This is a genomic window from Streptomyces sp. NPDC049954 (genome assembly GCF_040656295.1).
Classification (GTDB): Bacteria; Actinomycetota; Actinomycetes; order Streptomycetales; family Streptomycetaceae; genus Streptomyces.
In genome coordinates, this window is the sequence record NZ_JBFALS010000018.1 from 1 (window position 1) to 21,274 (window position 21,274).

General features: G+C 67.9%; 14 protein-coding genes and 1 pseudogene. 4 read left to right on the forward strand and 11 right to left on the reverse strand.

The features are described 5' to 3' along the window. The 5 genes and pseudogenes from AB0J21_RS29865 to AB0J21_RS29885 form a co-directional block, all read right to left on the reverse strand. A pseudogene (locus AB0J21_RS29865) lies at positions 1-374 on the reverse strand (hypothetical protein); the annotation flags it as partial. After that, complete coding sequence (sigM, locus tag AB0J21_RS29870) at positions 371-1,174, reverse strand: RNA polymerase sigma factor SigM (protein ID WP_363149279.1); 804 nt, start codon at positions 1,172-1,174, stop codon at positions 371-373. The gene sigM and the pseudogene AB0J21_RS29865, both read right to left, overlap by 4 nt. A 20-nt stretch (positions 1,175-1,194) precedes the next feature. Then, entirely contained in the window at positions 1,195-2,922 is a 1,728-nt protein-coding gene (locus AB0J21_RS29875) for a protein kinase family protein (protein WP_363149280.1), read from the reverse strand. A 109-nt stretch (positions 2,923-3,031) separates the two neighbouring features. Then, a complete protein-coding gene (gene murJ / locus AB0J21_RS29880; protein WP_363149281.1) occupies positions 3,032-5,320 on the reverse strand; it encodes a murein biosynthesis integral membrane protein MurJ in 2,289 nt (762 codons plus the stop codon). 47 nt (positions 5,321-5,367) lie between these two features. Continuing rightward, positions 5,368-7,752, reverse strand: a complete 2,385-nt coding sequence (locus AB0J21_RS29885) for a DUF6049 family protein (protein ID WP_363149282.1) — start codon at positions 7,750-7,752, stop codon at positions 5,368-5,370. Between the two features lie 202 nt (positions 7,753-7,954). Between AB0J21_RS29885 and AB0J21_RS29890 the strand changes: the two genes are divergently transcribed. After that, a complete protein-coding gene (locus tag AB0J21_RS29890; RefSeq protein WP_363149283.1) occupies positions 7,955-9,421 on the forward strand; it encodes a CCA tRNA nucleotidyltransferase in 1,467 nt (488 codons plus the stop codon). A gap of 153 nt (positions 9,422-9,574) precedes the next feature. Here the strand turns inward: AB0J21_RS29890 and AB0J21_RS29895 are convergent, their stop codons facing one another. The 3 genes from AB0J21_RS29895 to AB0J21_RS29905 form a co-directional block, all read right to left on the reverse strand. Continuing rightward, a complete protein-coding gene (locus AB0J21_RS29895) occupies positions 9,575-10,867 on the reverse strand; it encodes an MFS transporter (protein WP_363149284.1) in 1,293 nt (430 codons plus the stop codon). A 105-nt stretch (positions 10,868-10,972) separates the two neighbouring features. Continuing rightward, the gene (locus AB0J21_RS29900; RefSeq protein ID WP_363149285.1) at positions 10,973-12,055 is read right to left on the reverse strand and encodes an inositol-3-phosphate synthase; all 1,083 of its coding nucleotides are present in this window, start codon (positions 12,053-12,055) and stop codon (positions 10,973-10,975) included. Between the two features lie 59 nt (positions 12,056-12,114). After that, entirely contained in the window at positions 12,115-12,789 is a 675-nt protein-coding gene (locus AB0J21_RS29905; RefSeq protein WP_363149286.1) for a helix-turn-helix transcriptional regulator, read from the reverse strand. Between the two features lie 361 nt (positions 12,790-13,150). On the opposite strand from AB0J21_RS29905, the gene AB0J21_RS29910 reads away from it, so the two are divergent. Further along, positions 13,151-15,850, forward strand: a complete 2,700-nt coding sequence (locus AB0J21_RS29910) for a transglycosylase domain-containing protein (RefSeq protein ID WP_363149287.1) — start codon at positions 13,151-13,153, stop codon at positions 15,848-15,850. Positions 15,851-16,155: 305 nt separating this feature from the next. Beyond that, on the forward strand, positions 16,156-17,703 hold the full coding sequence (locus tag AB0J21_RS29915; protein WP_363149288.1) for a glycosyltransferase 87 family protein: 1,548 nt from the start codon (positions 16,156-16,158) through the stop codon (positions 17,701-17,703). Positions 17,704-17,799: 96 nt separating this feature from the next. On the opposite strand, the gene AB0J21_RS29920 is transcribed toward AB0J21_RS29915, so the two are convergent. The 3 genes from AB0J21_RS29920 to AB0J21_RS29930 all read right to left on the reverse strand — a co-directional run bounded on the left by AB0J21_RS29920 (position 17,800) and on the right by AB0J21_RS29930 (position 20,702). Next, positions 17,800-18,831, reverse strand: a complete 1,032-nt coding sequence (locus AB0J21_RS29920; RefSeq protein WP_363149289.1) for an alanine racemase — start codon at positions 18,829-18,831, stop codon at positions 17,800-17,802. Positions 18,832-18,908: 77 nt separating this feature from the next. Then, a complete protein-coding gene (locus AB0J21_RS29925; RefSeq protein ID WP_363149290.1) occupies positions 18,909-20,030 on the reverse strand; it encodes a peptidoglycan bridge formation glycyltransferase FemA/FemB family protein in 1,122 nt (373 codons plus the stop codon). A gap of 345 nt (positions 20,031-20,375) precedes the next feature. After that, on the reverse strand, positions 20,376-20,702 hold the full coding sequence (locus tag AB0J21_RS29930; RefSeq protein WP_363149291.1) for a hypothetical protein: 327 nt from the start codon (positions 20,700-20,702) through the stop codon (positions 20,376-20,378). A 275-nt stretch (positions 20,703-20,977) separates the two neighbouring features. On the opposite strand from AB0J21_RS29930, the gene rpsF reads away from it, so the two are divergent. Then, positions 20,978-21,268, forward strand: a complete 291-nt coding sequence (rpsF, locus tag AB0J21_RS29935) for a 30S ribosomal protein S6 (RefSeq protein ID WP_104787430.1) — start codon at positions 20,978-20,980, stop codon at positions 21,266-21,268. Positions 21,269-21,274: the final 6 nt, after the last annotated feature.

Here is a 21,274-nt window from a genome sequence, read left to right on the forward strand (position 1 = left end):
GTCGATGTTTCACGTGAAACATCGACCGCCGCCGAGGGGGTGCATGTTTCACGTGAAACATCGGCGGCGGAGGGGGCCGATGTTTCACGTGAAACATCAGGCTCGATCCGCCGCACCTTCAGGGAAGGCAAGCTTTCCGCCGTGATCGCAGCCTCGATCCGGGCCGACACGTCAGTCGGCATCGACGGGGCCGCAGGGAGGGTGCTGAGCAGGCTCTGAATCTCGACGAGGGAGGCGTACACCTCGGCGCAGGGCGGGCAGTCGGACAGATGGGCGTGGAGGATGGCGCCGCGCCCGGCGGACAGGAGACCTTCGGCGAGATCTGCGATCTCCTCGACTTCGGGGTGCCGCGTCGCGTCGGTCCTCGTCGTCACCTTCGTCCACCTCCGTCGTCCGTCGCGTCTGAGTCCTCGGGATCTGCCTGCGATGGGACGGAAGTCCTGCGGAGCCGGTTCCCTTCCGAGGTATCCGAGTCCGCTCTCCCACCGCCCTTTCTTTCCTGCCCTGCGGAGGGGAAGCCGGGCGCAGGGGACTGCTTGCTCTGGGGTCTTTCCTCGTCGGTAGGCCTCGTGTCCTCGCCGGGCCTCTTCACGTGAGCGGGGCGTGGACGGAGATGGGCCAGGAGCGGCTGGAGCCGTGCTCGGCCTCGCGCGCAACGGCTCTTGACGGTGCCGACCGCGACACCGAGGATGCGGGCGGCCTCCGCCACGGGATACCCCTGCATGTCCACCAGTACCAGAGCGGCTCGCTGCTCGGCCGGGAGGACGTCCAGTGCGGTGAACAGCTCGCGGTGCAGATCGTTGCGCTCGGCGGGAGCCTCGGCGGATTCGTGAGGATCGAGCAACTGCTCCAGGCGGCGGGTGTCGTCGAGTGGTGACGTCCTGCGGGAGGCCGCTTTGCGGGCCCGGTCCAGGCAGGCGTTCACGGTGATCCGGTGCAGCCATGTCGTGACGGCTGATTGGCCCCGAAAGGTATGGGCCGCCCGGTATGCCGAGACCAGAGCGTCCTGAACCGCGTCGGCCGCCTCCTCACGGTCCCCCAGGGTGCGCAGGGCCACGGCCCACAGGCGGTCACGGTGGCGGCGGACCAACTCGGCGAAGGCATCCGGTTCGCCGGCCACATGCCAGGAGAGGAGGGAGTGATCGCTGACGCCGTCGTAGCGGTCCTCGTCCACCGTCCCCCTCCCGCCCGATGTCAGCCCGTGAACTTCACGTCGGTGATCGCCTGCTTGTACCCGGGCTTGCTGTACTCGTCGAGACCGGACCGGGGCATCGCGGTGATCCACATGACCACGTACCGCGATTTCATCGGCTTCTTGACCTTGATGGAGGCGGTGTCGCCCTGCGTCGTGGTACTTGCGATCTTGTCCATGGAGGAGAGCGGAGCCGAGGACGAGAGGGAGTCCGCCGCGTAGAGGGTGATGGTGGTGTGATCGCCCTGATAGCGAAGCCCTATCGACGCCGTGGAGATCTCCTTCTCGGAGCCGAGGTCGTACACGATGCCAAGCCCCTGTTTGAAGGCCGGGTTCATGTCCGGGCCGTCGTTGAAGGACTTGGTGCGCCAGTAGGTGTCGCTCTTCCCGTCATAGGTGAGCCCCACGTCGCCGGGGTGCTGAGGCCGGTTGTCGGGGTAGTACTCCGCAGCGCCGACGATCTTCAGGGGATGAACGGCTGCCGCGGCCTTCTTGCCGGTGTCCTCGGTCGTCGTCTGGTTCTCGCTGCGCGCGTGAGTCTGCTTCCCGTGGTCGTTCTCCATCAGGGCGTCCGCGAGCTGCCAGCTGCCGAGGCCGAGCGCCACGATCAGCAGCGCGGAGACTCCCCACTTCAGGGCTCGTCCGGTACGGCTCTGCAGCGGTGCAGGTGGAGCGGGCGGCGGGGTGATGCCACCGGGAACGGCGGACGGCCGGCCGTAGGAACCCTGCTGGTACGTCGTGTTCTGGTACTCGGGAGGGGCCGCGTAGGTCGGCTCCGGAGGGCGTACGCGCGGCATCTCCGCGACGGCCTTCACGAGGTCCGCCGCCGTCGTGCAGGGCTGCTCCTGCCGCGAGGCTGTCGCGCCCTTGTTGACGAGGGCGCGCATCGCTAGCTCGGACAGGCCGCGGTGCACCCCCGCCCGCACCTGGTCGGGCGGGATGAGGCCGACACCCTTGGGAAGCCCCGAGAGGCCGTAGGCGTCCTCCTCGTACGGCCACCTCTGGGTCAACGAGGCGTAGAGGAGGGCGCCGATCGCCTCGGTGTCGGTGCGTTCGGGATCGTCCGAGGTCACTCCGCGCAGTGCCGCGTTGACCGCGAGCCCGCGCACCCGGTACTGACCGGTCGAGGTACGCAGCACGGCGCCCGGGTTCAGCCGCAGGTGGGCGAGATCCGCGCGGTGAGCCGCCGCCATGGCCTCGGACACCTGGCAGACGAGTTCGTAGGCCTCGTGGGCCTCCAGCGGCCCGGAGGCGAGTACGGTCGTCAGTTCGGTGGCGTCGGGCAGCCACTCGTGGACGACGTAGACGAGATTGTTCTCCTCGACGGCGTCGAGGACCTGGACGAACCTGGGGTCGGTCAGCAGTGCCGTCGAGCGTGCCGCGGCGAGGACCGCCGAGGCACGGGGGTGTTTGGCGGGCAGCAGGTGAACGCCGACGGCCCGGCGGAGTTTCTCGTCGACCGCCCGCCAACTGCTGAAGCCGTCGAGCCGGGTGACGCACTCCTCCAGCCGGTAGCGTTTGGCCAGCTTGTGGCCACTGTGCAGCTCCGGTGGAGCGGCGGGCCGGGTGGCCTCGCCGTCCGCTTCGCTGTCCTGTGCGCCTTCGTGGGCAGTGCCCCCTTCAGGGGTACCGGCCTCCTCGTCGGCCGTGGCATCGTCCGCTTTCGCGGTCAGCGGTGCATCACCGCTGTCTTGTGCCACGTCGACGGCAGACGTGCTGCGATCCGCCACCGTCGTCCCTGCCTCCCCATCCGTTGCGCGCCCTGCGACGCCGAACTCAATTGTGCCCACAGACCGACGCTATGCACGACACACGGCGACTGCCGAAGGTTGTGTGAGGTCACCGCCCGAGCCGTCCGCGCACCATACCGATCATGGAATTCAGCTCTGCGATCCGCATCCGCCGGGCCGCGACGTAGAAGACCCCGAGGAGGGCCACTCCGCCCACCACCAGAGCCACCAGCGAGCCGCCCGCACCGTTGCCCAGCGCCTTCAGTACCGCGTAGGCGATGCCCCCGCCCACCAGGGCGGCAGGGATCGAGGCACCGATCAGCCGCGCGTAGGTGCGCAGGACGTGGGCGCCGTCCAGATCGCCGTCCAGCCGCTTGCGCAGACGTCGCCAGGCGACGCCGACACCGACCACATAGGCGAGCCCGTAAGAGGCCGCCATACCCACGACTGCCCAGCGATCCGGAAGAAACACGAAGCACAGGGCGGAGGCGGCCGCGTTGGTGACCGCCACGATCACCGTGTTGTAGAACGGCGTCCGCGTGTCCTCGTAGGCGTAGAAGCCGCGCAGGACGACGTACTGAACGGAGTACGGGATCAGTCCCAGAGCGAAGCCCATGAGGGTGAAGCCGATACTGCGCGCGCCCTCGGCGCCCGAGCCGGCGTACAGGAGCATGGTCATGGGGACGCCCAGGGCCAGGAACGCGAAGGCACAGGGCACGATCGCCACAGCCGAGGTGCGCAGCCCGTAGGAGATGTCGTCGCGGACCGCCGAGGCGTCCCCGTCGGCCGCCGAGCGGGAGATCCGGGGCAGGACGGCGGTCATGACAGAGACGGTGATGATCGCCTGGGGCATCTGCCACAGCAGCAGTGCGTAGTTGTAGGCGGTGATACCGGTGCCGGTGTAGCCGTGCTTGTCGGCATTGGACCCGGCCCAGGTCGCGAGCTGCGTGACGACGATCATGCCGAGCTGGTTGGCCAGCACGAACAGGAAGGTCCACTTCGCGAGCCCGACGGCTTTGCCCAGGCCGTGGCCGCGCCAGTCGAAGCGCAGACGCGGCCTGAAGCCGGCGTCGCGCAGGTACGGGAGCATCGCCAGCGCCTGCACGGTGAGACCCAGCAGGGTGCCGATACCCAGCAGACGCACTCCGTCGGGGGTGACGTTCCCGGCGTCGACCCCCGAGGAGGTGTAGCCGCCGAAGACCCAGATGAACGCGCCGAAGGTGGCGATGACGATGACGTTGTTGAGGACCGGCGTCCACATCATGGCGCCGAAGCGGCCGCGCGCGTTCAGGATCTGGCCGAGTACGACGTGCACGCCCATGAAGAACATCGTGGGCAGGCAGTACCGCGCGAAGGCGACGGCGACATCCATCTGCTCCGGGTTGTCCGCGATTTTCGTGGACATCAGCCGGATGAACAGCGGCGCAGCCAGCACACAGACGATGGTCACGGCCGCCATCAGCGTGACCACGAGGGTCAGAAGCCGGTTCGCGTACGCCTCACCGCCGTCGTCGTCGTTCTTCATCGCCCGCACGAGCTGCGGGATGAAGACGGCGTTGAGAGCACCGCCGCCGACGAGGACGTAGATCATCGTCGGGAGGGTGTTGGCGACCTGATAGGTGTCGTTGAGCGTGCCGACGCCGATGGCGGCGGCGATCACGAGGGTACGCAGGAAGCCGGTGAGCCGGGAGACGATCGTGCCCGCCGCCATCAGCGCGCTGGACTTCAGGAGACTCGTCGCGCGGTTGGTCTTCGCGGGGGCGGCCGCTGGTGCTTCGGGGGCCTCGACCGGCGGTGTGGAACCGCTGAGCGGCTCGCCGCCGGCCTGCTGGTCGCGGTACAGGTGCGCGAACGCGTCCTGGCCGCCCTGGCCCGGGCCCGGCGGCGGTCCGGACACGAGGTCGGCCGCCCCGACGAACCGCGTGGTGCGGGGGTCCTCGTACGGCTGCTGTGCGGGGCCTTCCGGTCCGGCCGCGGGGTTCTGCGCCCAGAGTCGTGGATCGGGGTTGTAGGCCGCGGCGGGGGGCTGAGCATAGAGCGGCTGTGTCCCCTGGTGGGGCCCGGAGGGCGGCGGGGGCTGCGCCGACCGGTCGTAGTAGGCCCCGGTCACCGGGTCCTGTGGATAGGGGCTCTGCGGGCCGTACGGCTGCTCCGGTGCACCGTAGGGCTCCTGGCCGCCGTAAGGAATCTGCCCGCCGTAAGGGTCCTGGTAGGAGGCCCGAGGGTCGGGGGCGTCCCGCCGGTAAGCGTCGTGCTGGTGCTGGTGCTGGTGCTGGTCGGGCCGGGGGGCGTGCGGAGGCCACGGCTGTCCGTCGTCGTCCTGTCCGGGCGGGACCTGCCCGCCTGGGGCGGGGCCACCTGCGCCCTGCCCACGGTCACCGTCGTACGGCGCGTTCATGGATTACCCCACCTCATCGTCCCCGGGCCCACGGGCCACGACATTGCTCAGCGGTCCACTCTCTCACCCGCGCCGGACGGCTCACTGCTTTCCGTTCCGGTGTCGGTACCGGCCGCGCGGTCCTTCTGCCGCCCCGCGTCCGTACCGTCACCGTCGGCCATCGGGCCGCTCCCGGCGTCGCCCTCGGGGCCGCCTCCCTCGGGGGTGGGGGCAGGGGCTTCGCCGTTCTGCGGGCCGTCGCCCCGCGAGGCCCGCTTGCGCTGCGTGTACATGCGCAGGCCGGCGAGGACGAGCAGCAGAACACCGCCCGCGATCACGAGCATCACGGTGGAGGTGATCTCCGTGGCGTCGACCGCGAACTCGACGGGGCCCCCATAGGGCCTGCCGTCTGCCGTGTACAGCTGTGCTTTAACCGGCACGGGGCCGTTCGCGTTGATGGTGGTGGTGAACTTCACCGTCTGGCTGTGCCCGCCGGAGATCTTGATCGGCTGGTCCTTGAAGGGGCTGTCGCCGATCTTGAGGCGGGTCGGTTTCGTCGAGGTCAGCCGCAGGGTCAGGTTCTGGACGTCCTGCACCAGGTTGTTCTGCACCGTGACCGGGATGGTCGCGCTGCGCCCGGACAGCTTCGCGTCGGTCTTGTCGATCAACTGCACCTGACTGGTGAGGTTGGTCAGGTAGTTACGGACATCCGTCCGGTACGTCGCAGCCGCGGCCGGCCGGCCGCGCCACGTGGTCGACAGACCGCGCTCGACCGCTCGGCCGAACGGGGTGGCGACCCGGGAGGGGTCACTGAGGATGGCCTGGAAGTCCGCGAGACGTTGCTCGGTGCCGCGTAGCGACTCGAACGCCGATGGGGGCAGTTCCTGCTTCCGCAGCGACTTCGGGTACGCCGAGGCGGCGGGAATGCGCGTGGTGGCATCCGGGTCTGCCTTGGCCTTTGCCGCCTGGTCGAGGTCCTGGGGCAGGGACCAGCGGCCGTCCTCCAGGGCGTGCAGCGCGTTCGCCATGGTCTGCGCCTGGCGCGCCGTGGGCATCCGCTGGGGCGCGACGACGACCGTCCGCTGCAGCTCCTCGTCCTGGCGGGTCAGCATGAGGCTCTGGGCCAGGAACTTCTGGGTCGCGAGCGTCGCGTTCTCGGGGGAGGTCATGTCGCCCTGGAAGGCGGTCGACAGCCGGGCGTCGGCGACGACCGCGGTCACTCCCCTGCCGATGGGCCGGGTGGCGGAGGGGGTGTACGGCAGGTAGCCGCGCTCCTGAAGGCTGTCGCTGCGGGCGATCACCTTGTTCGCGCCGGCGGAGGTCGCCACGTCGACGACCGAGCGGTCGATCGCCCCGTCGACCGGCCAGGCGAAGTCGATGCTCGGCCGTACGTGGAGGATCGAGTCGACAGCGTCGACGGCGACCTCCGTGGCGTCCTTGTAGGAGCCGAGCGTCCCGGGGACACTCTTGCCGTGGTGCGCGATCGAGGCGATGTCGGGGTCGGCGAAGGGCAGGGACACGATCTTCTTGTCCGCGACGGCCTTGCTCAGCTCGTTGAGCCATTTCGTCGCCGCGTCCCGGTTCTCCTTCGACCCGGGAACGGTCTCGTCGCCCTGACCGGGGAGCCGGTATCCGGCGTGCATCGCGTCGACCGAAGCGAGCAGGTCCGGGTCGACGACCCAGGTGACATCGAGTTCCCTGCCGAGCGTGACCATCCGCTCCAGCCGACCACCCGGTTTGATCTCCTTGGCCAGCTCGTCGTCGTCGAAGATACGCGTCTGCTTCAGGTCCGGCGCGGTGCGCGCGGTCATGTGCGAAGAGGAGATGAGCGGCCACAGGAACGTCGTACGGGACTGGCGCTCCGTGGGCTCCGGCTGCCAGGGCAGGAAGGTCCGTTGGATACCGAGGACCTGGTCCTGCCACGGCACCGCCGCCGTACGGCCGTCCAGGGAGACCGCGAGCTGATAGACGCCGGCCGAGTCCAGCTGCAGGTCATCCACCGGTACCGAGATGCGGAACGCACGGCTGGCTCCAGAGGCCAGCTTCGCGTACTTCTCCGTGTACTTTCCGTCGATCTCCGTGCCATCGGCGCCCGGGAGGTACCCGGTGCGCTTGGCGGCGTTGTCGATCGCCGTACGGCCGTCGAGGGGCGGGCCTGTACGCAGCGCCACGTGGGCGTCGGAGATGGCCTGCTTGCTCTTGTTGGTGACCGTTCCCGTGACCGTCACGGTGTCGTCCGGGGCGGGGGCCTGCGGGGTCAGGGTGTTGAGGGACACCTCCACGGTGCGGGAGCCGGTGGGCTCCGCCGCAGCCGGGGCGCCGACGGCGTGAGCTGCGGGTACCTGAGCCGCGAGACTCAGGAGCGGCACCGCGAGGACCACGGCTGCCGCCTGCTGAAGCCAGCGGCGAGCAGGTGAGGGACGTGTCCCGTGGAATTCTGCCGCCTCGGCCACGCGTTCGCCCGTCCCTCGTCGTCGTCAGTGGTCGGTGGTTGTCGCTTCCTGCGTCCACGCATGGTAACGATGCCCGCTGTGGCGAAGTGCCGCGGAGTGGCCCCCAAGATCGCTGGAGCCGCCCCGGGTTCGGTAGCCGTGTCCTCCATGCGCTCACCTACGGTTCGGTTCCGCGAGGCGCGGCCACGTACCCTTTCCTGTTGTGCCGAACGCCAATGATGACAACACCAGTGCACTGAGCCAGGTGCAGCAGCGCGCTGTCAGCGAACTGCTGCGCGTATCGCCTGTCGCGGACGAACTCGCCCGCCGCTTTGAGGAGGCCGGGTTCACACTGGCGCTGGTCGGCGGTTCGGTGCGGGACGCGCTGCTCGGGCGGCTGGGGAACGACCTCGACTTCACCACGGATGCCCGCCCCCAGGACGTCCTCGATATCGTCCGGCCCTGGGCCGACGCCGTCTGGGAGGTGGGGATCGCCTTCGGCACGGTCGGCTGCCGGAAGGACGCCCGTACCGCGGTTCTCGACCAGAGCTTCCAGATCGAGATCACGACCTACCGGTCCGAGGCGTACGACCGCAGCTCGCGCAAGCCCGAGGTCTCCTACGGCGAGTCCATCGAGGAAGACCTGGTCCGCCGTGACTTCACGGTCAACGCGATGGCGGTCGCCCTCCCCGAGAAGCGCTTCATCGACCCGTACGGAGGACTGGACGACCTCGCCGCGCAGGTGCTGAGGACGCCGGGGACCCCCCAGGAGTCCTTCTCCGACGATCCGCTGCGCATGATGCGGGCCGCTCGGTTCGCGGCTCAGCTGGACTTCGCGGTCGCTCCCGAGGTGATCGCCGCGATGACCGCGATGGCCGAGCGGGTCGAGATCGTGTCCGCTGAGCGGGTTCGGGACGAGCTGAACAAGCTGCTGCTGTCCGAGCACTCGGCCAACGGCCTCCGGCTTCTCGTGGAGACGGGTCTGGCCGATCGCGTACTGCCTGAGCTCCCGGCGCTGCGCCTGGAGAGCGATGAGCACCACCGGCACAAGGATGTCTACGAGCACTCCTTGACGGTGTTGGAGCAGGCCATCGATCTGGAGCAGAGCGGTCCCGACCTGACGCTGCGGATCGCGGCTCTTCTCCACGACATCGGGAAGCCGAGGACCCGGCGCTTCGAGAAGGACGGACGGGTCTCGTTCCACCACCACGAAGTGGTGGGCGCCAAGATGGTCAAGAAGCGTATGACCGCGCTCAAGTACTCGAACGAGCTCGTGAAGGACGTGTCCCGGCTGGTGGAGCTGCATCTGCGGTTCCACGGTTACGGCACCGGGGAATGGACGGACTCCGCCGTGCGCCGGTACGTCCGGGACGCGGGCCCGCTTCTGGAGCGGTTGCACAAGTTGACCCGCTCGGACTGCACGACGCGCAACAAGCGCAAGGCCCAGGCTCTTTCCCGCGCCTACGACGGGCTGGAGGAACGCATTGCCCGCCTCCAGGAGGAGGAGGAGCTGGACTCGATCCGCCCCGATCTCGACGGCAACGAGATCATGCAGCTCCTGGGCGTGGGGCCGGGGCCGGTGATTGGCCGGGCCTACCAGTTCTTGCTGGAGCTGCGGCTGGAGAACGGCCCGCTGGGCAAGGAAGCAGCCGGGGCGGCGCTCAAGGAGTGGTGGGCTCAGCAGGCATAGGTACCTGCCGTTCCAGGTGGAATGGCAGGGAAGGCAGCTTTCTCGCGCAAACCGCGGTGTTTCACGTGAAACACCGCGGTTTCCTGCTGTTCGGGGCGGCCGCAGCATTCCGGAGATGTTTCACGTGAAACATCACCCGCCCCCGGCGTTGGTTCATGGGGTACGGCCGACGACGTGGGCCCGGGGTTTGCGTTTGCCGCCCGTGAGTACCGCTACGGCGACATAGACGAGAGCCACACCGAGTACGAGTGGGACGGAGCGGCCGTCCTCGGGGAGGACGAGCGCCGAGAGCGCGGCAGCGCCCACGAACGCGATGTTGAAGAGCACGTCGTAGACGGAGAAGACCCGCCCCCGAAAGCGGTCGGTCACCAGCGCCTGCACCACGGTGTCGGTCGCGATCTTCGCACCCTGAGTCACGACCCCCAGGACGACAGCGGCGGCCATCATCGGCCCCCGGGCGAAGGGAAGTCCCAGGGCCGGCACGAGGACCGCGGCGGCCCCCGCGCACGCCGTGATCCAGCCGGAGGCGCCGAAACGCCGTGTGGCCCACGGAGTGATCACCGCGGCGACGAAGAAACCGGCCCCCGACAGCCCCACGGCCACGCCGAGCAGGGCGAGCCCCTGTTCCTCCGTCGTGGACCAGGCGTAGCGGCACAGCATCAGCACGGTCACGGTGAGCGCGCCGTAACAGAACCGCATGAGCGTCATCCCGGCCAGTGCCCGTGCGGCCGGACGCCGAACCGGCTCGGCGAGGTGCCGGATACCAGAGATCAGTCCGCGCGCGGTGGCACCCAGGGACTCCCCTACGGAGCGCTCACGTACGCCCCGCTCCTCCGGGCCCAGCAGGTCCACCGGGATGCGCAGGGTGCTGAGGGCCGAAGCGAGGTAGAGGAGTGCCCCGAGCAGCAGTACGGCGGCGTCCGAGTCCCAGCCGCCGATCCGCACGGCGAGGGCGAGGCCGCCGCCCGCGGTGGCGGCCAGTGTTCCCGCGGTCGGTGACAGGGCGTTGGCGACCACGAGCCGGTCGCCGTCGACCACGCGGGGAAGTGCGGCCGAAAGGCCGGCCAGGACGAAGCGGTTGACGGCTGTCACGCACAATGCGGCGACGTAGAAGAGCCAGTCAGGGGTGTCCGCGAAGATCAGCAGAGCCGTGATCGCGGTGAGAACGACGCGGAGCAGATTACCGAAGAGGAAGACCTGCCGACGGCGCCAGCGATCGAGAAACACCCCCGCGAACGGTCCGATCAGCGAGTACGGCAGGAGCAGGACGGCCATGGCGGAGGCGATCTCCGCGGCGGTGGCCTGTTTCTCGGGCGAGAAGACGACATAGGTAGCCAGTCCCACCTGGAAGACGCCGTCCGCGGCCTGGGACAGCAGGCGGACGGTCAGCAGATGCCGGAAGTCCCTCAGCCGCAGGAGGGTGCGCAGATCAGGGACGACAGCCATGCGGCACAGCTTCACATGCCGAGAGGGCCCCGGGGCAGCCAGCCCCGAGGCCCTCTTCTTCGACGTCGGCTCAGCACGGTCGCGGCCGTGCGAGGGACGGGAAGGTCAGCGCTCGACCTCGCCGGCGATGAACTTCTCGACGTTGGTGCGCGCCTCGTCGTCGAAGTACTGCACGGGCGGGGACTTCATGAAGTAGCTGCTCGCGGAGAGCACGGGGCCACCGATGCCGCGGTCCTTGGCGATCTTCGCCGCGCGGACGGCGTCGATGATGACACCGGCCGAGTTCGGGGAGTCCCAGACCTCCAGCTTGTACTCGAGGTTCAGCGGGACGTCGCCGAACGCGCGGCCCTCAAGGCGGACGTAGGCCCACTTGCGGTCGTCGAGCCACTGGACGTAGTCCGAGGGGCCGATGTGCACGTTCTTGGCACCCAGGTCCCGGTCGGGGATCTGGGAGGTCACGGCCTGCGTCTTGGAGATCTTCTTCGACTCCAGGCGCTCGCGCTCCAGCATGTTCTTGAAGTCCATGTTGCCGCCGACGTTCAGCTGCATCGTGCGGTCCAGGACGACACCGCGGTCCTCGAACAGCTTCGCCATGACCCGGTGCGTGATGGTCGCGCCGACCTGGGACTTGATGTCGTCACCGACGATCGGCACGCCGGCCTCGGTGAACTTGTCCGCCCACTCCTTGGTGCCCGCGATGAAGACGGGAAGGGCGTTGACGAAGGCGACCTTGGCATCGATGGCGCACTGCGCGTAGTACTTCGCGGCGTCCTCGGAACCGACCGGCAGGTAGCAGACCAGAACGTCGACCTGCTTGTCCTTGAGGGTCTGGACGATGTCGACCGGGGTGGCGTCGGACTCCTCGATGGTCTCCCGGTAGTACTTGCCGAGACCGTCGAGGGTGTGGCCGCGCTGGACGGTGATGCCGGAGTTCGGCACGTCGCAGATCTTGATGGTGTTGTTCTCGCTGGCGCCGATGGCGTCCGCGAGGTCGAGACCGACCTTCTTGGCGTCCACGTCGAAGGCGGCGACGAACTCGATGTCCTTGACGTGGTATTCGCCGAACTGGACGTGCATCAGACCCGGGACCTTGCTCTCCGGGTCGGCGTCCTTGTAGTACTCGACGCCCTGCACCAGCGAGGCGGCGCAGTTGCCCACGCCGACGATGGCTACGCGAACCGAACCCATTCCGGTTGCTCCCTGTGTGATCTCAGTGTCCGATGAGGTATCCGCGGTGCTGCGGATCCTCAGGTGGCGGGCTTGCCGGGCGAATCCGTTCGGGAATCGCTTCCCGAACGGGGCAGATCGCCCGGCTCTCCCTTGTGCTGCTCCGAGCCCTCCGACGCTGTGGGCCGCTGGTCGCGGCCCGCGCGTTCGCTCTCAATGAGCTCGTTCAGCCAGCGCACCTCGCGCTCCACCGATTCCATTCCGTGTCGCTGGAGCTCAAGGGTGTAGTCGTCGAGACGCTCCCGGGTGCGCGCCAGAGAGGCGCGCATTTTCTCCAGGCGTTCCTCCAGACGGCTGCGCCGGCCTTCCAGGACGCGCATGCGCACATCGCGCGAGGTCTGCCCGAAGAAGGCGAACCGGGCCGCGAAGTGCTCGTCCTCGTAGGCATCGGGGCCGGTCTGTGCGAGCAACTCCTCGAAGTGCTCCTTACCTTCCGCCGTCAGTCGGTAGACGATCTTGGCGCGTCGTCCGGACAGCGGGGCCGTCGGTGGATCACCCGGTGCTGCGGCCGACTCCTCGACCAACCAGCCCTGGGCCACCAGCGTCTTGAGGCAGGGGTAAAGGGTTCCGTAGCTGAAGGCCCGGAACACACCCAGCGACGTATTGAGCCGTTTACGCAGTTCATAGCCGTGCATGGGGGACTCGCGCAGCAGACCGAGGACAGCGAACTCGAGGATGCCGGAACGTCGGCTCATCCTCTCCTCCTCTGCGGTCGCGGGTCTTTATGCCGTGCTGATGTATCGACTCGATACATCAGCACGATAGGGCGGTAGCACGGTGGCGACAAGTGGTGAAGGGGTGACCGGCGTCACATCACTGATTCGCGGGATGCAAGTTGCCTGTTTTGGGGTGAACTTCAGGCGGAAGATGTTTGAGCGGTGCGTAGTCTGGGCGGCATGCAGTCCACCGGGAACCAAGAGGCGCCCGGGAACGTCGTCGTCCCAGACGTAGTGCGTGTGGAACCGGTGCCGGACGCCGCACTACTTCGGGGGAACCGCACACCAGCCGCCGTTTCCAGGCGCGCTAGCCTGCGCCTGCCCGAGGAGTAGTCGTTCGATGAGCGAGCACCGTCGCAAACCGCCGCAGCCGCAGGGCGGCGGACGGGCCGCGGCCCGACGCGCCCGTTCCGGGGCGTCCGGTCATCGCGCCGCACCGTCCGATACCGCCGGGACCGCCGCGTCCCACAGCCCCGGACACCGGGAGCAGCCGGCTTTCGCCAGCCGTGCCGAGGCCCGGAGAGCCGGTCAGCTCGGGGGCCGTCGACGCGCCCCGGACGGCGGCGGGGGCCATGGCTCGGGTGGCGGCAGGCGCGGTGGTCCGCCGAAGAAGAGGTTCATCGACTACCCGCGGGCGGGCAAAGCCGGTGTGGGGCGCTGGGTCCCGTCCTGGCGGCTCGTCACGAGCATGTGCGTCGCGTTCTTCGGTGGACTGGTCGCCGTGGCCGGCATTTCCTACGCCTTGGTGGAGGTGCCGGACGTCGCTCTGTCCGCCCGGGCGCAGAACAACGTCTACTACTGGTCGGACAACACGGAAATGATCGCCACGGGTGGCGAGCAGAGTGTGAACCGACAGATCGTCACCGGCTCGCAGATCCCGAAGTCCATGCGGTACGCGGTGATCTCCGCAGAGAACAAGACCTTCGAGACCGACAGCGGCGTCGACCCCATGGGCATCGCGCGAGCCGTCGTCAACATGGCCAAGGGCGGCCAGACCCAGGGCGGCTCGACCATCACCCAGCAGTACGTGAAGAACGCCGTGCTGGACGATCAGAACCAGACCCTGAGCCGAAAGTTCAAGGAACTGTTCATCTCGATCAAGGTCGGCGCCACGGTCGACAAAGACGAGATCATGGAGGGGTACCTGAACACCGCGTTCTACGGACGAGGTGCCTACGGTATCCAGGCCGCCGCTCGCGCGTACTTCGACAAGGACGCGATAGAGCTCAACCCCAGTGAGTCCGCCTTCCTGGCCTCCGTCCTCAAGGGCCCCACCTATTACGACCCGGCCGGTGTGGCGGGCTCCAACGATCCGACCAACACCACAAGTGCCGCCAACACCGATCGGGTCACCAGGCGTTGGAAATGGATTCTGGACGAGGAGGTCAATGACGGCCACCTCGCCAAGCAGGTACGGGACAAGTACCAGACGCTCCCCAAGACCAAGAACCCTCGGTCGAACAGTCAGCTGGGCGGTCAGGTCGGCTACCTCGTCGACCTCGCCAAGGGCTGGGTCACGAGCCACAGTGAGCAGACCGGTATCACGCAGAACATGCTCCAGCAGGGCGGGTACCGCATCTACACCACCTTCGACAAGAAGAAGGTGAAAGAGCTGACTCGTTCGGTGGAGAAGGTCGAGAAGGCGAACATCAAGCCGAAGCTGCGTCCGGAGAAGGACACGCACGTGCAGTTCGGTGGTGCCTCGATAGATCCCAAGTCGGGTGCGATCGTGGCTATTTACGGCGGTAAGGACGCAACGCAGCACTACACGAACAATGCGGACGTGACCGGTGCTCAGGTGGGCTCGACGTTCAAGCCGTTCGTCCTTGCGGCGGCTATGCAGGACGGGAAACGTGATCCGAAACTTCCCGAGACACAGAGCGAAGCACAGCGCACCAGAATCTCACCGATGAGTATCTACAGCGGCAAGAATAAGCTGAAGATTAAGAAGTACGACGGCTCGGTGTGGACTGACAAGAAGGGCAATGAGTGGCGTCAGAAGAATGACGGAGGCGAAGATTACCACCCGGAAGACCATTACCAGCTGACCCTTCGCGAGGCCATGCAGTGGTCGGTGAACTCGGCCTACGTGCAACTGGGCATGGATGTCGGCCTCGACAAGGTGAAGGACGCGGCCATCGCCGCCGGTATCGAGGACCGTGAGGGCATCTTCGCCAGCAACAACTACCCGTCGTTCTCTCTCGGCACCTCCTCGCCGAGTGCGATCCGGATGGCCGGGGCCTATAGCACCTTCGCGAACAGTGGTCTGCAGAACGATCCCTATTCGGTCACCAAGGTCGAGGATGAGAAGGGTGTGAAATTCAAGCACGAGTCGAATGCCAAGCGCGCGTTCGAACCTGAGGTCGCTGACAACGTGACCGACGTCCTCAAGAACGTCGTCGAAAAGGGTACGGGTACTGCGGCCAAGCTCGACGATCGACCTGCTGCCGGCAAGACCGGTACCACGGACGGCAATAAGTCGGCCTGGTTCGTCGGCTATACCCCCCAGCTGTCTACAGCGATCAGCATGTTCCGCTTGGACGACGACGAGAAGAACAAGACACGCAAGTTCGAGGAGATGTACGGGACCGGAGGGCAGGAGCAGATTCACGGTGCCTCGTTCCCGTCCGAGATCTGGCACGACTACATGTCCCAGGCGCTGTCCGGCACCGAGGTGGAGAACTTCCCGGCCGCCAAGCCCATCGGCGACATCGTGAAGACGGTGGCCACTCCGCCGCCCTCCCCCTCGGCACCCCCCTCTCCCTCGGAGACACCGAGCGAGTCGCCGTCCTCGTCGCCCACGTCCTCCTCGCCTCCGCCCTCGCCGTCCATCACTCCGTCGTCGCCGACCGAAACCTGCAAGCCCTTCGACTTCAACTGCCGTGATGACGGCGGCAATGAAGGCGGGGATCAGGGAGGCGACCAGGGAGGCGACGGTGGTCAACAACCGCCCCCCTCGGATTCGCCGTCGGCGCCCCAGCCGCCCGGTCAGGAGGACCCCGGGGGCGGGGAGAACGGGTGGAACCCCTTCGGGGGCTGAGCGGTCCGGGCTTCTGTGTGCTATTGGTGTGAAGCCGTGGAAGCCGGACAGAGGTGAATGTTTCACGTGAAACATGGGCGATGTTTCACGTGAAACCACAGGCCGCCGCACTTGAGGGTGCGGCGGCCCTCGTGTTTGCCGACGCAGGCCGCCGGTTTCGCCTACGCAGATCCTTTCGGCCGACGATGCAGCCGGACCGGTTCCTGACATAGGCCCGCCACTCACCTGGGGTCTCTGCGGCGGATCATGCCTCGCCACGGCTCCAGGGCCGGGTCTGATCCCTTGGCGCGTGGGCGTAGTGCAGGATGGCCGCCATGACGAGTACGCGTGTGCAGCAGCCCGACCCGGTGCGCCCCACGCAGGAGGACGGGGTCGCGGCCAAGGGGAGCGAACTGATCGGCGGGCCGATCGGTAGACGCGCCGTGCTGAGTGCGTCCTGGTGGACGCCGGTCCGCGTGATCGCCCTGGTGGCGATCGGCATGTTCGCGCTCGGGATGGTGCAGAAAATCCCCTGCTACGACGGCGGCTGGTTCTTCGGAGCCAATGCCCAGTACACCCACGCCTGTTACTCGGACATCCCCCACCTGTTCCAGGGACGGGGCTTCGCCGACGGACTGGTGCCGTACTTCGACCGGCTCCCCGGCGACATGAAGTACCTGGAGTACCCCGTTCTGACCGGCGTGTTCATGGAGGTTGCCTCCTGGCTCACCCCGGGCGGAGCGGACCTCGTCCACCGCGAGCAGGTCTACTGGCTGGTCAATGCCGGGATGCTCATGGTCTGCGCCGTGGTCGTCGCGGTCTGCGCGACCCGCACCCACCGCCGCCGTCCCTGGGACGGCCTTCTCGTAGCCCTGGCCCCGGCGGCCGCGCTCACCGCCACGATCAACTGGGACCTGCTCGCGGTGGCCCTCACGGCGGCGGCGATGCTCATGTGGTCACGGGGCCGGGCGCTGGCCTTCGGCGTGCTCCTGGGGCTGGCCACGGCAGCCAAGCTCTACCCCTTCCTGTTGCTCGGGCCACTGATCGTCCTGTGCTGGAGGGCAGCCAAATGGCGCGCCCTCGCCCTCGCCGTCGCCGGAGCGGCCGGCGCATGGCTCGTGGTGAACCTTCCGGTGATGCTCCTCGCCCCCGAGGGCTGGGCGAAGTTCTACACCTTCAGTCAGGAACGAGGTGTCGACTTCGGATCCTTCTGGCTCGTCCTCTCCCAGCGCATGGACAACCCGCTCAGTATCGACACGGTCAACTCCCTCGCGACAGGGCTCATGATCCTGGCCGCCCTGGCGCTTGCCGTGCTCACGCTGCGGGCGCCGAGGCGGCCCCGCTTCGCTCAGCTGGCCTTCCTCGTCGTCGCCGCCTTCATCCTGACCAACAAGGTCTACTCGCCGCAGTACGTCCTGTGGCTGGTGCCGCTCGCCGCACTGGCCCGGCCGCGCTGGCGGGACTTCCTGATCTGGCAGGCCGGCGAGGTCCTCTACTACCTCGGCATCTGGCTGTACCTCGCGTACACCACGGGTGGGAAGAACGCGATGGGCCTGCCCGCCGAGGGTTACCACCTCGCGATCGGCTGCCACCTCCTGGCGACGCTCTACCTGTGCGCGATCGTCGTACGCGACATCCTGATGCCCGAGCGGGACGTCGTACGGCGGGCGGGCGAGGACGACCCCTCCGGAGGGGTGCTCGACGGGGCCCCCGACGTCCACGTCTTCGGTCATGCCGATGAGACGCAGTCCTACGGCGATGAGCACCACGGTCCGCACGTGGACTGGGGGCACGACCGGCAGTCGCAGGAGGCAGACGCCGAAGGGGGCCAGGAACGGGGCGGAGAGGGCCTGGGGCCGGTCGGACGACCTTAGGGTCATGAGGGACGCGCGCGCCTCACGCCTCACGGCAGCGGCGGGCGCCGGCACCCCTCGGGGTGTCGGCGCCCGCCGCTGCGTTGGTGCGGACCGTCAGTGGTCGACGAGCCGGTCGAACTGCGTCGTCGTGTTCCGCAGATGGGCCACGAGCTCCTCGCCGACCCTGGGCTCGGGGGCGTCGGAGGGCACGAACAGGATCGACACCTGCATGTGCGGTGGTTCGGCGAACCAGCGCTGCTTCCCGCCGGACACGAACGGCGAGAGGTTGCGGTTCACCGTGGCGAGCCCGGCCCTGGCCACGCCCTTGGCCCGCGGCATGACCCCGTGCAGTGCCTTGGGGGCTTCCAGCCCGACACCGTGAGAGGTGCCGCCCGCGACGACCACGAGCCAGCCGTCGGAGGCGGCTTTCTGCTGCCGGTAGCCGAACCGGTCCCCCTTGGTCACCGGGGTGACGTCGAGGATCGCGCCGCGGTACTGCGTCGCCTCGTGGTCCCCGAGCCACAGCCGGGTGCCGATACGGGCCCTGAACCGGGTCTGCGGGAACTGCTGCCGCAGCCGCGCGAGTTCCTCCGCCTTGAGGTGGCTGACGAACATCGTGTGCAGCGGGAGCCGGGCGGAGCGCAGCCGGTCCATCCAGGCGATGACCTCCTCGACCGCGTCCGTCCCGTCCGTACGGTCCAGCGGCAGGTGGATCGCGAAGCCCTCAAGGCGTACGTCGTCGATGGCGCCGTGCAGCATCGGCAGGTCCTGCTCGGTCACCCCGTGCCGCTTCATCGAGGACATGACCTCGATGACGACCCGGGCGCCCACAAGAGCGTGCACCCCGTCCACCGAGGAGACGGAGCGCACGACGCGGTCGGGCAGGGGCACGGGTTCCTCGCCCCGCCGGAACGGGGTGAGGACCAGCAGGTCACCGCTGAACCAGTCCTTGATCCGGGCGGCCTCGTACGTGGTGCCGACGGCGAGGATGTCGGAGCCGAAGCGGGTCGCCTCCTCGGCGAGCCGCTCGTGGCCGAAGCCGTAGCCGTTGCCCTTGCAGACCGGGACGATGCCCGGGAACTGCTCCAGCACGTGCTTGTGGTGTGCCCGCCAGCGCGCGGTGTCGACATAGAGCGTGAGCGCCATGGCCGGTCCCGGAACCTTTCGTGTGGCTGCGGTGAAGCAGAGGGAAGGGGTACAGCAAGTGTGACGGGTCCGGCGGGTCAGCGCCTGGACATGTAGATGTCGAGAGCCTTGTGCAGCAGCTTGTTGAGGGGGAAGTCCCACTCTCCGAGGTACTCGGCCGCCTCGCCACCGGTACCCACCTTGAACTGGATGAGACCGAAGAGATGGTCGTTCTCGTCCAGGGAGTCGCTGATGCCCCGCAGGTCGTAGACGCTCGCGCCGAGCGCGTAGGAGTCCCGGAGCATGCGCCACTGCATGGCGTTGGAGGGCCTGACCTCACGGCCGATGTTGTCGGAGGCACCGTACGAGTACCAGACGTGGCCACCGACCACGAGCATGGTGGCCGCGGACAGGTTCACCCCGTTGTGGCGCGCGAAGTACAGGCGCATCCGGTTGGGGTCCTCGGAGTTCAGGGCCGACCACATGCGCTCGAAGTACGAGAGCGGGCGCGGGCGGAACTTGTCGCGCACGGCGGTGATCTCATACAGCCGCTGCCACTCCGGCAGGTCGTGGTAGCTGCCCTGGACGACCTCGACGCCGGCCTTCTCGGCCTTCTTGATGTTGCGGCGCCAGAGCTGGTTGAAGCCCTTGTGGACGTCCTCCAGGGAGCGGTTGGCCAGCGGCACCTGGAACACGTACCTCGGCTGGACGTCGCCGAAGCCCGCGCCGCCGTCCTCGCCCTGCTGCCAGCCCATCCTGCGCAGCTTGTCCGCCACCTCGAAGGCGCGCGGTTCGATGATGTCCGGCTCGATGTCCCGCAGCCGCTTCACATCGGGGTCCTGGATGCCCTTCTTGATGGAAGGCGACTCCCAGCGGCGGATGACCACCGGCGGACCCATCTTCACGGAGAAGGCGCCCTGGCTCTTGAGGTGGGCCAGCATCGGCTGGAGCCATTCCTCCAGGTTGGGGGCGTACCAGTTGATGACCGGTCCCTCCGGCAGGTAGGCGAGGTACCGCTTGATCTTCGGCAGCTGCCGGTAGAGGACCAGGCCGACGCCCACCAGGTGGCCGGTCTTGTCATCGATCCAGCCCAGGCTCTCCGAACGCCATTCCGCCTTCACGTCCGCCCATGCCGGGACCTGCATGTGACTGGCCGCGGGCAGGCTCTGGATGAACGCCAGATGGTGCTCGCGGCTGATGGTCCTCAGGGTCAGGCTCATTCGGGGCGCTCCTCGGGCTGGTGTGTCCCCATGGGTACAGGGGCTCCGGCTCTCGCGGCGAAGCCTACTGCGCCTTCGGAACGCCCTTGCTGGGCACGTAGGTCTTAGGCACACCCGGCTCGTGGCGCGGAGCCGTTGCTCCGCGCCACGAGCCGGGTGAGAGACGGTACCGGGATCGCGGGACCCCTCCCCACCAGCAGGAGCGCTACCGCGGGCAGCCCGGTGGCTGCGCCCGGTTTCGTCCTGGACGTCTGTCCGGGGCCGGGGCTGGAGGGAAGGCCGAGGCCCGGCCTGGCCCTCCGTACGGGACCTGGTGCCGAGACGGACCTACGGGATTCGGCCCGTTCAGAAGACCCCGCCGAACAGCCCGCCGTGCGCCATGCCGATCAGCAGGCCGACGCCGGCCGCACCCATGCCGATGACCAGCCCGAAGCGTTCCCGGGTGGTGACCGAGATGTACTGCCCATAGGCGCCCAGTACGACGCCGACCAGCCCGGCCCACGAGCTCAGCAGATGAAGTCCGTGGAAGAACGAGGTGGCGAAGGCCAGCACGCCGAGTACGAGGGTGACGACGACCAGCGTGTTCTGGAGGGGGTGGGGCCTGCCGTCACCGGAGACGAGGGAGTTCGCGGAAGGGGGACGCATAGCCGGGGGACGCATTGCCTGTGCCATCGGGCACCTCCGTCGGAAGCTGCGCATAGTAGCGCCGGTCACATCCGTTGTGTACAGATTGCGTCCCCCTGGGCCCGGATTTCAACCGGAAGCGGGTGTGCGGGTACTGTGTACCGTCTGCGCCGGTGTCTGTCTGCCCGCTGGAAAACCGCCCCCCACCCGCTTCTCGCTGGTGGACGCCGGTTGTCAGTGGGGGCCAGTACCGTCGCAACGCATGACAACCCTCCTGCCACGGATCGACCGTGGCCGCTGAGTCCAGAGGAGGTGGGTTACATATGCGTCACTACGAGGTGATGGTGATCCTCGACCCCGATCTTGAGGAGCGCGCTGTCTCTCCCCTGATCGAGAACTTCCTGTCTGTCGTCCGTGAGGGCGACGGCAAGGTTGAGAAGGTCGACACCTGGGGCCGTCGTCGTCTGTCGTACGAGATCAAGAAGAAGCCCGAGGGCATCTACTCGGTCATCGACCTCCAGGCCGAGCCTGCGGTCGTCAAGGAGCTCGACCGTCAGATGAACCTGAACGAGTCGGTCCTCCGGACCAAGGTCCTCCGTCCCGAGACCCACTGAGCTCTC